The following is a 12515-nucleotide window of genomic DNA, read 5'->3' on the forward strand; positions in this document are numbered from 1 at the left end:
CTGGTATCGAAAAATCTCTTGATTGGTTCAAAAGGCCCCGGCGGCTTTCCGCCAGGGCCCTTGATAGCACCTACTTCAGAAGATCGGTCCAGATCTTGGTGTACATCGTCTGCACGTCAGGCGGGCAGGCGATATTGAACTCGCCCTTCTCGGCGAATTCGGCCGGGATGTTCACCTCGGGCGCGGTCTTCATGTCTTCAGGCATGAAGGCTTCGGAGCCCTTGATGCCGTTTGCATAGCGCGCGAAGGCCGAGATCATGGCCGCGTTCTCGGGGTCCATGATGAAGTTCACGAACAGCTTGGCATTTTCGGTGTTCTTGGCGTCCTTGAGAATGGCGACGTTGTCCATCCAGATCGGGTAGCCTTCCTTCGGATAGCCGTAGACGATCTTGTCGTTCTGCAGGCGAGCGCGGAAGGAAGCGCCGTTCCAGTTGACGCCGGCAGCGATATCGCCCTTGCCGTAACGGTCGACGTTGCCATAGTCCATCGACAGCCATTTCGGCTTGGCTGCGACCAGCGTGTCGCGAACCTTCTTCAGCACTTCCTTGTCGCCGGTGCACTGCTGGCCACCGACATAGTGGATGGCGAGCGCCATGACGTCGCTCATTTCCGGCACAACATTGACCTTGCCGACCAGTTCAGCGGGCGGGTCCATGAAGATTGCCGAAGTGTTCGGATCGCCTGAATAGACCGAGGTGTTGACCGTCACGCCGGTGGTGCCCCACTGCCACGGCACCGAGTAATGACGGCCCGGATCGAATGGCACATCGACCCATTTCGGGTCCATGTTCTTGAAATTCTCCATCTGATCGGGACGGCTTTCGAGCAGCAGGCCTTCGTCGATCCAGACATTCATCACTGAAGCCGAAGGCACGACGATGTCAAAGCCATGGCCGCCCTGGCGGATCTTGGCGAGTGCGGTGTCGTTGGAATCGTAGTCGGTGACGGTAACCTTGACCTTGAATTGCTCTTCGAATTTCTTGATCAGTTCGGGGCTGGTGTAGTTGCCCCAGTTGTAGATGTTGAGCTCGCCTTCGGCGCGCGCCATGCCCGCCGAGGCCAGCAACGACAGCCCTACCGCCGTCGCAGTCAATTTCCAGTTCATGCGTAGTACTCCCATTTTGGGGGCCGGCCGTTCTGCGGCTTCAGGCCCGCTTCCTGCTGATGATGAAGAAGATTGTGACGATAGCTACCGACAGCAGCAGGAAGACTGTCGAGATCGCATTGATTTCCGGCGTCACGATGCGCCGGAGCTGACCGAGCATGTAGGTCGGCAGCGTGTCCTGTCCGCCCGATTTGACGAATTCCGTTATCACCACGTCATCGAGTGATACGACGAAGGCCAGCATCAGCCCGGCGAGAATGCCCGGCCACAGCAGCGGCAGCGTCACATAGCGGAAGGTTTTCCAGCCCGTGGCGTAGAGATCGGCTGCGGCCGTTTCCAGCGACAGGTCCATGTTTTCCAGGCGGGCGCGGATCGGCAGATAGGCGAAGGGGATGCAGAAGGCGGTGTGTGCCGCGATCAGGTAACCGAGGCCGGAATAGCCGGTCCAGATCTTGATGCGCGAGAAGAACACCAGCAAGGCCACGGCGGTGACGATTTCCGGCACCATCAGCGGCTGGTTGATAAAGGCATATTTGAAGGTCAGGCCCTTGTAGGGCTTGGTTCTGGTCGTGGCGAGTGCTGCCATGGTGGCAGCGACGGTCGCGATCAGGGCGGCCGCGATGGCGATCTGGAACGAGCGGATCGAGGCATCGATGACCTGGGTGTTGTTCCACGCCGAGTAGAACCAGCGCAGCGAAAAGCCTTTCCAGATGGCGACCGAATCGTTGTCGTTGAAGGCGTAGGCCACCAACGTCACGATCGGCAGGTAGAGCAGGAAGAAGCAGATCATCGCGACGGTGGTGAAGCCGGTCTGCTGACGGATGTCGAACGTTGCTCGCTTAGCCATGTCCGGCCCCCGTCTTGCTGGCGTTGCGGACATAGAACATCAGCGTGATCATGACGATCACCATGAGGGTGATGGACAGCGAGGCGCCCAGCGGCCAATTGCGGCCCTGGCCGAACTGAAGTTCGATGAGATTGCCGATCATCAGATTGGTGCCGCCGCCCATGACGCGCGGTGTGACATAGGCGCCGAGCGAGGGGATGAAGACGAGGATCGAGCCGGCGATGATGCCCGGCTTGACCAGCGGCACGATGATGCGGCGCAGCACCTGCATGCGGCTCGCATAGAGATCATAGCCGGCCTCGACGAGCCGGAAGTCGATCTTTTCCATGCTGGCATAAAGCGGCAGCACCATCAGCGGCAGGTAGACATAGGTCATGCCGGCCAGCACCGCGAAGTCGGTATACATGAACTGGATCGGTGCGGTGGTGAGGCCGAGAAACCGCAGCAGCGAGTTGATCAGGCCCTCGTTGCGCAGCACTTCCATCATCGCGAAGGTGCGGATCAGGAGGTTCGTCCAGAACGGGATGGTGATCAGGAACAGCCAGATCTCGCGTCGTCCCTCGGGGCGGGTGGCGATAAAATAGGCGGTCGGAAAACCGAAGATCAGGGTCAATATCGTCGTCAGCAGCGACAGCGATATCGAACGCGTGAAGATCGACAGGTTCGCCTTTGCGAATGAAAGTGTGTCGTCAAAGATGTCGCGTTCGAACAGCACGTTCATCCACGCATCGGTCGAAAATTGCCACTTCACGTCGCCGTAATTGCCCGGCGCGAGAAAGGAATAGACGAGCACGATGAACAGCGGCCCGATCGCGGCAAAGAAGATGATCAGCAACGCGGGAGCAGACAACAGCCAGCGCGTGCGGATGTCGTCGCTTTCAGCCTTTTCGGCAGTCTCTTGTGCGGTTGCCATGGTTCAGTCTTTCAAAACCTGGGCCGCGTCGTCCGAGATAGACACGCCGATGCGCTCACCTTCTTCGAAGCCGCAGGATGCGCTGCGGCTGTTCTGCTGGCGCACGGTAAAGAGGTCGCCATCGTCAAGCCGGACAAGGATATGCGTGTCGGTGCCGAAATAGACGATGTTTTCCACCGTTCCCGAAAGCTCGCCCGCGCCCTTGACTGCCTTGGCGTGTTCGGGCCGCACGACGATCGTGGCTTCTCCCTTTGGCGTGAAGCCTTCGGCGACGGTCGCGGGGATCGTCTTGCCCGATTTGAGCGTAGCCTTAGCCTTGCCGTTGGCGACGCCGTCGATCTTTGCGATGAGGAAATTCGTCTCGCCGATGAAGTCGGCGACGAAACGTTCCGCCGGCTTGTCGTAGATGTCCCAAGGCGTGCCGACCTGCAGGATCTTGCCCGCCGACATTACGGCGATGCGATCGGACATGGTCAGCGCTTCTTCCTGGTCGTGCGTGACGAAGATGAAGGTAATGCCGGTCTCGTTCTGAAGACGCTTCAGCTCGATCTGCATTTCCTTGCGCAGCTTGTAGTCCAGCGCCGAAAGCGGCTCGTCGAGCAGCAGCACCTTGGGTTGCGGGGCCAGCGCGCGGGCGAGGGCAACGCGTTGCTGCTGGCCGCCGGAAATCTGGCTGGTTCGCCGCTTTGCCAGCGCCTCCATCTTCACCAGCTTGAGCATCTGGCTGACGCGCGCATCGATCTCGGCTTTCGGTTTGCCCAGCATCTGGAGACCGAAGCCGATGTTTTCGGCGACAGTCATGTGCGGAAACAGCGCGTAGTTCTGGAAGACCGTATTGACCGGTCGCTTGAAGGGCGGCAGCGGCGCGATGTCGTTGCCATAAAGCAGGATTTGCCCGTCGGTCGGGAAATCAAACCCGGCAATCAGCCGGAGCAGCGTGGTCTTGCCGCATCCGGATGGGCCGAGGAGGGTGAAAAACTCATTTTCGCGGATCGGTACCGAAACGTTGTCCAGCGCGGCTACCCGCGCCTCACCCGTTCCGAAAATTTTACTGACCCCAATAACTTCAATCGCATTCCTATCCGGTTTGTCCGGCACGATTACGCCTCACTGTTGGCCCCGCTCTTGTCGGCGGAGTACGTCCCCAATTTATTGTGATCACACGGCCGGGACATTGGCAACCCGGAATTGAATCACGGTTCAATTATCGCATTCAGTCTAGCAATCGCCGTACCAGGCTTATGCCTGGTACGTGACTTTGCCGCCGCAGATCGTGGTCACCGGGCGGATGGTATGGAGATCATGCGGGTCTACCGCTTCGATGTCGCCCGAGAGGATCACCAGATCGGCGACATAGCCGGGTTTCAGCGTGCCTTTGCGGTTCTCCATGAATTCCGCGTAGGCACCTTCGACCGTATAACCGGCGATAGCCTCGTGCAGGCTGAAGCTCTGGTCGGGATCGCCGTCTGCCCAAGGCTTGCGCACGACGGCTGCCTGAATGCCCGCTATCGGATCAATCGGCGACACTGGCCAGTCGGAGGCAAAGACGATCCGCGCTCCGGCATTCTTCAGGGTTCGCCACGCATAGGAGAGCGGCCAGCGCTTCTTGCCGATGCGCGAGACGGTCGGCTCCAGCGGCAGGCCCATCGAGCCGGGCGGGTGGGGAGGCTGCATGGACGCCAGCACGCCGAGATCGGCAAAACGCGGAATGTCCGCTTCCGTGGTCACCTCGATATGCTCGATGCGGTGGCGGCTGTCGCGCTTGCCATTGGCCTTTTGCGCCGTCTCATAGCCGTCCAGCACGGAGCGCACCGCGCCGTCTCCGATGGCATGCACCGCGATCTGCAGGCCGCGCCTGTCGGCCTCGGTAGCAACTTCGTTGAACTGTTCCTGCGTGAACAGCGGTTCGCCCACCCAGTCCGTGCGGTCGGCGTAAGGCTCGACCATGACCGCCGTCCAGCTATCCAGGACACCGTCCATGAACACCTTGACCATGCCGGACGAAATCCATTCGGACTTGTAGCGCTCGGCCATCAGCGATGCTTTTTCGAGCGCATCGACGGTCATGAAGTTCTTGTAGTGGAACGGTATCTGCACTCGGCAAAGCAGGCCGCCCTCGGCTTCGATTTCCGAAAGGAGCTCAAGCTGATGCAGATTGCCGTCCATGTTCTGGATCGAGGTGATGCCATGCCTGGCGCACCATTCGAGGCCGCGTTTCATGATCGCGCGGTCGGAGGCCTGTTCGGCTGCCGTGGGCTTCGGGTCCGGCTCGCCGCCGGTCGCGAGACCAAGCCGCACGCGGCCTTCTCCGGCAAGCACAAGCAGCGGGCCGAAAGCCTCACCCTCGCGCAGTTCGCCCTCTGCAAGCCCGTCCGAACCCATAACGATCTCGTTGCCGGGTCCCAGCGTCTTGCCGTGCAGCAGGCCCGCCATTTCCAGCGCCTTGGTGTTGGCCCACACCGTATGATGGTCGGGCGCGGCCATGACGAAGGGCCGATCGGGCAATATGCGATCAAGGTGGTGCCGGGTAACCCGTTCGGTGGCCGAGAGGATCGTATAGTCGGCGCCCTGAGCCTGCAGAATGAGCTGGTTTGGCCTTGCTGCAGCATATTTGCGGACAGCTTCGGAAAGAGCCTCGAACCCGTGCACGCCCATCAGTTGCAACTGCTCGAGTTCGGCAGCGCCGGCGAAGAGATGCATGTGCGATTCGATGAAGCCGGGCAGCACGGAGCTGCCCTTGGCATCGATGACGCGCGTGTCTGAATCTTGATGCTGCAGAATAGCTTCGCGATCTGCGATCGCAATGATCTCACCGCCCTTGATGGCAATGGCCTCGGCGCGGGGGGTATCGGGATCCATCGTCAGGATACTTGCGTTCACAACGATAAGATCGGCCTTTTGCGGCATTCTGTTCACCCAGTTTTGCTCAGGCTAGCAGAGTATTGGCATCTGGCAAGCCGTCTCGGTGTTGTCTTGCAGCAATTCGCGATTGCCCCTTGGCGGCATCAAAACTCTCTGTCACAAAGCAGTCGGTCAAGAAGTGACGATACCAACAGGGGTGAACAGAAAGACAAAATGAAGACGATTTTCTCTCCTCTCCACGCCGGTCATGGCGGCCAGATGGAACTGGTTTCGGGCCAGATCGTGCCCGGTTTCGAAAAGCCTTCGCGGGCCGAATTCATCAAGGCGCGGGTCGAATCCGAGAAGCTCGGACCCATCCTTGCGCCGAAGGAACATTCACTGGACGCAGCCAAGCGCGTGCACGCCAGCGACTACATCGATTTCCTGCCGACGGTATGGCCGGAATGGCAAAAGGCCGGCTTTCCCGGCTCGGCCATGGCCTTCACCTGGCCGACGCGCGGCCTGCGCGGTGACGTTCCGCCGAAGCGGATCGACGCACTCCTTGGCTATTATTCCTTCGATGCAGGCGCGACCTTCGTCAAAGGCACCTGGGATGCGATCAAGTCTTCCTACGATGTCGGCCTGACGGCGGCCGAACTGGTCAAGGCCGGCGAACGAGCAGCTTTCGCGCTATGCCGCCCGCCGGGCCACCATGCGGGTGCTGCCTTCATGGGCGGCTACTGCTTCATCAACAATGCCGCCGTCGTTGCCCAGTGGTATCTTGACCAGGGCGCTGCCCGCGTAGCGATCCTCGACGTCGACTATCATCATGGTAACGGCACGCAGGAAATCTTCTACGAGCGCGACGACGTGCTGATGATCAACCTGCATGGCGACCCGATGACGGAATATCCGTTCTTCCTCGGCCATGCCGATGAGCGCGGTGCTGGCAAGGGCGAGGGCTTCAACCACAATTATCCGATGCCTCATGGCACGGCGTGGGACAAATGGAGCGCGGCTCTTGAAGACGCCTGCGCCAAGGTGGCGGCCTATGCGCCGGATGTGGTCGTGGTGTCGCTGGGTGTCGATACGTTCGAGAAGGACCCGATCAGCCAGTTCAAGCTGAAGAGTTCCGACTATCCGAAGATCGGCGAGCGTATCGCCAAGCTTGCCCTGCCGACTCTGTTCGTCATGGAAGGTGGCTATGCTGTCGAGGAAATCGGCATCAATGCCGTTGGCGTGCTAACCGGCTTCGACAATGCCTGACATTCTCTGAGAGGCGGGCGCTCGTCCGCCTCTCGTCATTCGCGAAACCCCATTCCCAAGTTCGGAGCAGAGAGCATGAGCAATCACCTGAATTTCTACATCGACGGCAAGTGGGTTTCGCCGGTGGTCCCGGCCACGCTGGACGTGATCGACCCCTCGACGGAGGAGGCCTATGCGGCGATCTCGCTTGGTGCGAAGGCCGATGTCGACAAGGCGGTCGCCGCCGCGCGGGCAGCCTTCGTCAGCTTTTCGCAAACGACGCAGAAAGAGCGCCTGGCGCTGCTGAACAAAATCCTCGAGGTCTACAACAGGCGCTACGAGGATGTTGCGCAGGCGATCTCGCAGGAGATGGGTGCACCGATCACCTGGGCGCGCGAGGCGCAGGCGGCTGCCGGACAGGCCCATATGGAATCGACCATCAAGGCGCTGGAAGACTACGAATTCGGCCATCTGCGTGGCTCGACCATGGTGGTCAAGGAGCCGATCGGCGTCTGCGCGCTGATCACGCCGTGGAACTGGCCGCTCAACCAGATCGTCTGCAAGGTCGCGCCGGCAATCGCTGCGGGCTGCACGGTTGTGTTGAAGCCATCCGAGATCGCGCCGATCAGCGGCATCGTATTTGCCGAAATCATGGACGAGGCCGGCGTGCCGAAGGGCGTGTTCAATCTCGTCAACGGCACCGGGCCCGATGTCGGGCAGGTGATGGCCGAGCATCCCGATGTCGACATGGTTTCCTTCACCGGCTCGACGCGCGCCGGCATCATTGTCGCCAAGGCTGCTGCCGACACGGTCAAGCGGGTGGCGCAGGAGCTTGGTGGCAAGAGCGCCAACATCATCCTGCCGGACGCCGATTTCGCCCATGCCGTGCGCGAAGGCGTCAATGGCTGCTTCGGCAATAGCGGCCAGTCCTGCGACGCGCCGACGCGCATGCTGGTGCCGGTCGATCGCCATGACGAAGCACTCGCGGTGGCCAAGGAAGCGGCCGAGGCGCACCGGGTCGGCAATCCGACCTCGGAGGATACACAACTCGGGCCGGTCGTCAGCCAGCTTCAGTATGACAAGATCCAGCGGCTGATCGAAACCGGCATTTCCGAGGGTGCGACGCTGGTTACCGGCGGTCCCGGCCGGCCGGAAGGTCTCAATCGCGGCTACTACATTCGCCCCACCGTGTTCGGCCATGTCACGCCCGATATGACGATTGCCCGCGAGGAAATATTCGGGCCGGTGCTGTCGGTCATATCCTACGAGGACGAGGACGAGGCCGTGCGCATTGCCAACGACACCGTCTACGGCCTTGCCGCCTATATCCAGTCGGAAAACCTCGAACGCGCCCGCCGCGTCGCCGGCAAGATGCGCGCCGGCTCGGTTTATCTCAACTATCCCGCCTGGGACACGCACGCGCCGTTCGGCGGCTACAAACAGTCCGGCAATGGCCGCGAATATGCTGATTGGGGCATCCACGATTTTCTCGAGACCAAGGGGATCGTGGGGTACGGGAGCTGATCGCAGGTTTTGTTAGTGGGGGGCTTGGCTGGTTTTCGCTCTACGTTGCCCCCTCTGACCTGCCGGCCATCTCCCCCGCAAGGGGGGAGATTAGCAGCGTAATTCGTCCCGCACCTTCTGCGACGTTAAAGATTCGCGAAAGCGGCCATGAAGGCTGATCTCCCCATTTGAGGGGGAGATGGCCGGCAGGTCAGAGGGGGCGCGAAGGAACGCGGAGTTTTCCGGCAGTCCGGATGGACGCCTTCACTCATATTCTCAGTAAAGTCTCGGAAAGTCGGGCGCTGCCCAGAAAAGAAAACACCCGCCGAGGGAGGAGGTTCGGCGGGTGTTCTATGGTTCGGTCGACGATCGGGAGGAGGTGAAGGTCGACCGTATTCGGCATTGCCTGGGAGGAGGTAGGCGCCGCCGAAATCACTTGTATAAAGTCGGTTTATTTTCGGCTTTTCGCAACCCTCAATAGTGCATGGCTGCCGTGCAATTTGTGCAATGCAATATCAAATGCTGCAATGCGTCATGACATAATTCCGTCATCCGGCGGGCAGATCGGCATGATGTTGCATTCTGTCCAAATATGGACTATATCCATTTGCGGACAAGGAAGCGATCATGAGCCAGGCCCTTCGCAAAAATACCGAGATCATCGCGCCCGAGCCGCAGCGGCTCGATAGCTCGCGCTTTGCGCCGGCCAACAGGCGGCGGCTCAGCGCGCCTGCCTTGCGCACCTTTGTCTCGATCGCCGATCTGTGGGGCCTCAACGAGGAGGAGCGCCGGCTGATCCTCGGCTATCCATCGCGCTCGACCTATCAGAACTGGACCAAGCTGGCCCGCGAACACCGCGAATTCACGCTGGATGTGGATACGCTGACGCGCATATCGGCCGTGCTCGGCATTCATCAGGCGCTCGGCATTCTCTATGGCGGTGACCGGGAAGGGGTGGCCTGGCTGCGTGGCCCGCATGACGGAACGATCTTCAACGGTCGTCCGCCGCTGGCGCTTGTCACCAACGGCTCGCAGGATGCGCTTCTGACGGTTCGGCGTTTTCTCGATGGCGCGCGCGGCGGCATATATATGGAACCGAACGCGGTCGATGCGGCTTTCCAGCCTTATGAAGAAACGGATGTCGTCTTCCGGTGACGGAGCAGCTTTCGCCCGCGCCGCGCCCGGCGCATCGCCTCATCCCGTCGCAGTTCCCGCCCATCGGCCTGTTCGATACCGTTGCGACGGCGGCGGACCTGACGGCTGTCATGGACCTCGTCGGCTGGACGAACGACCGGCTGGTGGCTGAGCGCATCGGCCGCCTGCCGCAAAGCGAGTGGGTCTATGGTCGGTCGAACGCCAGTATCGTCATGGCGGCTTTCCTGCATGTCCCGCCCACCGGCGCGCGGTTCAACGGGCCTGAGCTGGGCGCGTGGTATGCGGCCGCCGACCTGACCACGGCCGCCGCGGAAGTCGGCCACCATCTGCGCCGCGAGGCCGTCGCGCGGGGCCTAGTGGAACTCAAGCGGAAGTACCGCGCCTATACGGCCAGGCTGGATGGCGAGTATGTCGATATAAGAGGGCTGCAAGCGTCGCTGCCCGCGCTTTATGCGCCCGACAGCTACGCCGCATCCCAGCCATATGGCGAGGCGGTCAGGGTGTCGAAGAGCGACGGCGTCGTCTATGACTCAGTCAGATTGCACCGGGGCATCTGCGCCGCAGCCTACAGGCCGTCGAAGATCGAAGATGTCGTGCAGGCCGACCATTTCGAGATCACGGTGTGGGCCGACCGGCGCACGATCGACGTGAGGAAGCTGAAGTCCCGGAAATAGCGCCTGGAAGAGCAGGTTTCAGCCGACCGCAGAATTTTTGCGCCATTTCGGCCAAACTTGAAATTTTTTAACTCTACAATATTTGTAGAATTAGCGAGGCTCGCCTTCTGAATGAGTATCAGGAGGCCTTCGATGGCACATACAGACACTGTGATGTTTCGCGCTTTGGCCGATCTTTTGCGGGCCGGCAGGACCGATGCTTTATGCGGTCCTGTGGAAAAACGGAAAAGCCAAACCATTTCAAAGGATGAAGCGGAGAAGAACCGGCTTCCCGAGCGCGATGAAGGTTTTTATTGGGCCTGGCAGTATCCGGGGCTTTGGTAAAACCAAAAACTGGTGCTAGGATCGATGTCGATGCAGGCCGTGTGCGAGCCTGTGTCATTCAGCGCAACATCAGTGCCCGCGGGTTTCATGCCCGCCCGTGTCCACTCGCGTTCCCCAAAAGAGGATGAGTTCAGAAGAAGACTGTCGCAACGACCGAAAAAGTGAGGAAACAGATATGCCGACTTTGCTGCCCCCGCTTCATGAAGGCCATGCCCCATTCATTCTTCATCAGGCTTTCCACGACGCGCTGGATGCTTACGAGGACTGGGCGCTCGACGCAGCCGAGCCCTTTGTGGAATTCGACGGCAAAAACGTTGCCGTAAGCGCCGTTTTTGGCCGGATGCGAACCTGCACCGATATACTGCCCATCCGCACGCTGGACGCCGTTCGCGACGTCGTTGGCGCCGGTTCAGCTCACGAACTGGTCAGCGACCAGATCACCTATGCGCATGCCGCACTGCTGCTCCGGGCTCTCTGCGTGGACAGACTCAGAAACTGACGGGCGATTCCGCCCGTTTCGCATTTCCCTGATTTTGTAGAATTTCGTTCGCGAAACTAATGTTTGATAGAAACATGTTCCTCGTTTCGGCGTAAATTTCGCACTCGACAATGTCTACAAAAATCATAGACTATCTGTAATTACGGAGGTCGTGATGTCCCTAATACAGCAATCCGGAACCAAGCGGCTTTCGCTTCGCGGCCCCGTGACGTCCCGCCCGGCCGGCATTCGTGTCGGTCTCGAGACGTTGATCTTCGCGCTCGCATTCGGCTTCACCGTTGCCGTCGTGCTCGGGCTGATCCCCTGACGGGAACCAGACAAAAAGAGGCCACCCGCGCAAGGGGCGCGGGTTTAAGAACAGGCCTCACAGTTAAATCACAACCAGTTTTGCGCCGAAAGGTGCTGCAGGTAAGACGATGGAGGAGAGTGCCATGCATGTCGAATTCACCAGCCGTACCGAAAGATGGACGGAAGCCGAGGCTGCCCGTTCATCCGATCTGCTCGCCCGCCAGAGCCAGGCGCATCGCCTTGCTCGCGCCGTAGAAGGTGCCGGGCTTGACCGGCTGCTCATCGCAGACAATCAGGGTCTTGCGGACAACGGCCAGCTTGCTTCTTTCGTTCTGCACAACACCTTCAACCTCGGCGTTGTCGTGTCCCACAGCGCTGGCGTTCTGGCCCCACAGGTAGCTGCCCAGCAATTCGCCACGCTCGACCAGCTGAGCGGCGGGCGGCTGTCCATCCGCATCGTTGCCGGCGACACCGGGCTCGATCATGAGGCAAGCCTTGCTCGTACCGACGAATATCTGGTGCTGCTCAAGCGGCTGTGGGCAAACGATAAGCCTTTCGATCACGAAGGGCCGCATTACAGCCTGAAGGATGCATTCGCCGGCTCCAAGCCGTTCGGCCGCGCGCAGATACCGTTCATCCTTGGCGGGCTTTCCGGCACGGCAATCAAGATCGCGGCCAAGCATGCCGATCTGTTCGAACTGCCCGCCGGCACGGTCGCCGAGGCGCGGCAGACCATCTCGCGGGTGCGCGCCGCTGCCGCCTGCCATGGGCGGTCGGACAAGATCCGCTTCTCCGTGCCCGTCCGGCCGGTGATTGCCGGCACGCGGGCCGAAGCCTGGGCCAAGGCCGACAGGCTCGGCCATGACGGCGAAGCGATCCGGCTTGTCGGAACCGCCGAGCAGGTCGCGCTGGCCCTGCTTTCCTATTGCGATCTCGGCGTGCGCGAGTTCGTGCTGCACGGCCTCGACCAGCCGCACGACCTTGCGACATTCGGCAGGGACGTGGCTGCAATCGTCAAGCGCTCGGTGGCGCGCCAGGAGTCCGAAGCGCCTCAGCCGGAATTCGGCGAGGCGATCTACCTCCCGTTCCGTAGCCGCGCTTCGTAAGCGAGGTCAGAAGCG

Annotated in this window: 13 protein-coding genes; 8 read left to right on the forward strand and 5 right to left on the reverse strand. The window is 60.6% G+C overall.

The annotated features are described in order from the left end of the window. Window positions 1–70: 70 nt before the first annotated feature. The 5 genes from DZG07_RS09585 to DZG07_RS09605 all read right to left on the reverse strand — a co-directional run bounded on the left by DZG07_RS09585 (window position 71) and on the right by DZG07_RS09605 (window position 5772). A complete protein-coding gene (locus DZG07_RS09585) occupies window positions 71–1105 on the reverse strand; it encodes an extracellular solute-binding protein (protein WP_091912971.1) in 1035 nt (344 codons plus the stop codon). 40 nt (window positions 1106–1145) lie between these two features. Then, on the reverse strand, window positions 1146–1952 hold the full coding sequence (locus DZG07_RS09590; protein ID WP_091912969.1) for an ABC transporter permease: 807 nt from the start codon (window positions 1950–1952) through the stop codon (window positions 1146–1148). Then, window positions 1945–2865: an ABC transporter permease gene (locus DZG07_RS09595; RefSeq protein ID WP_091912968.1), complete on the reverse strand. Its 921-nt coding sequence runs from the start codon at window positions 2863–2865 to the stop codon at window positions 1945–1947. The genes DZG07_RS09590 and DZG07_RS09595 overlap by 8 nt, the downstream gene beginning before the upstream one ends. 3 nt (window positions 2866–2868) lie before the next feature. Then, window positions 2869–3963, reverse strand: a complete 1095-nt coding sequence (locus DZG07_RS09600) for an ABC transporter ATP-binding protein (protein ID WP_091912966.1) — start codon at window positions 3961–3963, stop codon at window positions 2869–2871. Window positions 3964–4104: 141 nt separating this feature from the next. After that, the gene (locus DZG07_RS09605; protein ID WP_119816401.1) at window positions 4105–5772 is read right to left on the reverse strand and encodes an amidohydrolase; all 1668 of its coding nucleotides are present in this window, start codon (window positions 5770–5772) and stop codon (window positions 4105–4107) included. Between the two features lie 168 nt (window positions 5773–5940). On the opposite strand from DZG07_RS09605, the gene DZG07_RS09610 reads away from it, so the two are divergent. The 8 genes from DZG07_RS09610 (at window position 5941) to DZG07_RS09640 (ending at window position 12500) form a co-directional block, all read left to right on the forward strand. Next, window positions 5941–6972 (forward strand): histone deacetylase family protein, encoded by a 1032-nt coding sequence (locus DZG07_RS09610; protein ID WP_119816404.1) that lies wholly within the window; start codon window positions 5941–5943, stop codon window positions 6970–6972. Between the two features lie 75 nt (window positions 6973–7047). Beyond that, window positions 7048–8475 (forward strand): aldehyde dehydrogenase family protein, encoded by a 1428-nt coding sequence (locus DZG07_RS09615; protein WP_119816407.1) that lies wholly within the window; start codon window positions 7048–7050, stop codon window positions 8473–8475. Window positions 8476–9081: 606 nt separating this feature from the next. Continuing rightward, window positions 9082–9609 (forward strand): antitoxin Xre-like helix-turn-helix domain-containing protein, encoded by a 528-nt coding sequence (locus DZG07_RS09625; RefSeq protein WP_119816410.1) that lies wholly within the window; start codon window positions 9082–9084, stop codon window positions 9607–9609. After that, the gene (locus DZG07_RS09630; RefSeq protein WP_119816413.1) at window positions 9606–10283 is read left to right on the forward strand and encodes an RES family NAD+ phosphorylase; all 678 of its coding nucleotides are present in this window, start codon (window positions 9606–9608) and stop codon (window positions 10281–10283) included. Before DZG07_RS09625 ends, DZG07_RS09630 begins: the two co-directional genes overlap by 4 nt. 132 nt (window positions 10284–10415) lie before the next feature. Next, window positions 10416–10607, forward strand: coding sequence for a hypothetical protein (locus DZG07_RS23805; protein ID WP_133304735.1), 192 nt, complete (start codon window positions 10416–10418; stop codon window positions 10605–10607). A gap of 175 nt (window positions 10608–10782) precedes the next feature. Further along, window positions 10783–11106 (forward strand): hypothetical protein, encoded by a 324-nt coding sequence (locus DZG07_RS09635; protein WP_091912957.1) that lies wholly within the window; start codon window positions 10783–10785, stop codon window positions 11104–11106. 154 nt (window positions 11107–11260) lie between these two features. Further along, window positions 11261–11413 (forward strand): hypothetical protein, encoded by a 153-nt coding sequence (locus DZG07_RS23810; RefSeq protein WP_162931589.1) that lies wholly within the window; start codon window positions 11261–11263, stop codon window positions 11411–11413. 124 nt (window positions 11414–11537) lie between these two features. After that, complete coding sequence (locus tag DZG07_RS09640) at window positions 11538–12500, forward strand: LLM class flavin-dependent oxidoreductase (protein WP_162931590.1); 963 nt, start codon at window positions 11538–11540, stop codon at window positions 12498–12500. Window positions 12501–12515 lie beyond the last annotated feature (15 nt).

Source organism: Mesorhizobium sp. DCY119, from assembly GCF_003590645.1.
Lineage (GTDB): Bacteria > Pseudomonadota > Alphaproteobacteria > Rhizobiales > Rhizobiaceae > Mesorhizobium_M.

Coding starts and splice junctions, on each gene's coding strand:
- DZG07_RS09585 (WP_091912971.1), bottom strand. CDS start 1,105: ATGAACTGGAAATTGACTGCGACGGCGGTAGGGCTGTCGTTGCTGGCC.
- DZG07_RS09590 (WP_091912969.1), bottom strand. CDS start 1,952: ATGGCTAAGCGAGCAACGTTCGACATCCGTCAGCAGACCGGCTTCACC.
- DZG07_RS09595 (WP_091912968.1), bottom strand. CDS start 2,865: ATGGCAACCGCACAAGAGACTGCCGAAAAGGCTGAAAGCGACGACATC.
- DZG07_RS09605 (WP_119816401.1), bottom strand. CDS start 5,772: ATGCCGCAAAAGGCCGATCTTATCGTTGTGAACGCAAGTATCCTGACG.
- DZG07_RS09610 (WP_119816404.1), top strand. CDS start 5,941: ATGAAGACGATTTTCTCTCCTCTCCACGCCGGTCATGGCGGCCAGATG.
- DZG07_RS09615 (WP_119816407.1), top strand. CDS start 7,048: ATGAGCAATCACCTGAATTTCTACATCGACGGCAAGTGGGTTTCGCCG.
- DZG07_RS09625 (WP_119816410.1), top strand. CDS start 9,082: ATGAGCCAGGCCCTTCGCAAAAATACCGAGATCATCGCGCCCGAGCCG.
- DZG07_RS23805 (WP_133304735.1), top strand. CDS start 10,416: ATGGCACATACAGACACTGTGATGTTTCGCGCTTTGGCCGATCTTTTG.
- DZG07_RS09635 (WP_091912957.1), top strand. CDS start 10,783: ATGCCGACTTTGCTGCCCCCGCTTCATGAAGGCCATGCCCCATTCATT.
- DZG07_RS23810 (WP_162931589.1), top strand. CDS start 11,261: ATGTCCCTAATACAGCAATCCGGAACCAAGCGGCTTTCGCTTCGCGGC.
- DZG07_RS09640 (WP_162931590.1), top strand. CDS start 11,538: ATGCATGTCGAATTCACCAGCCGTACCGAAAGATGGACGGAAGCCGAG.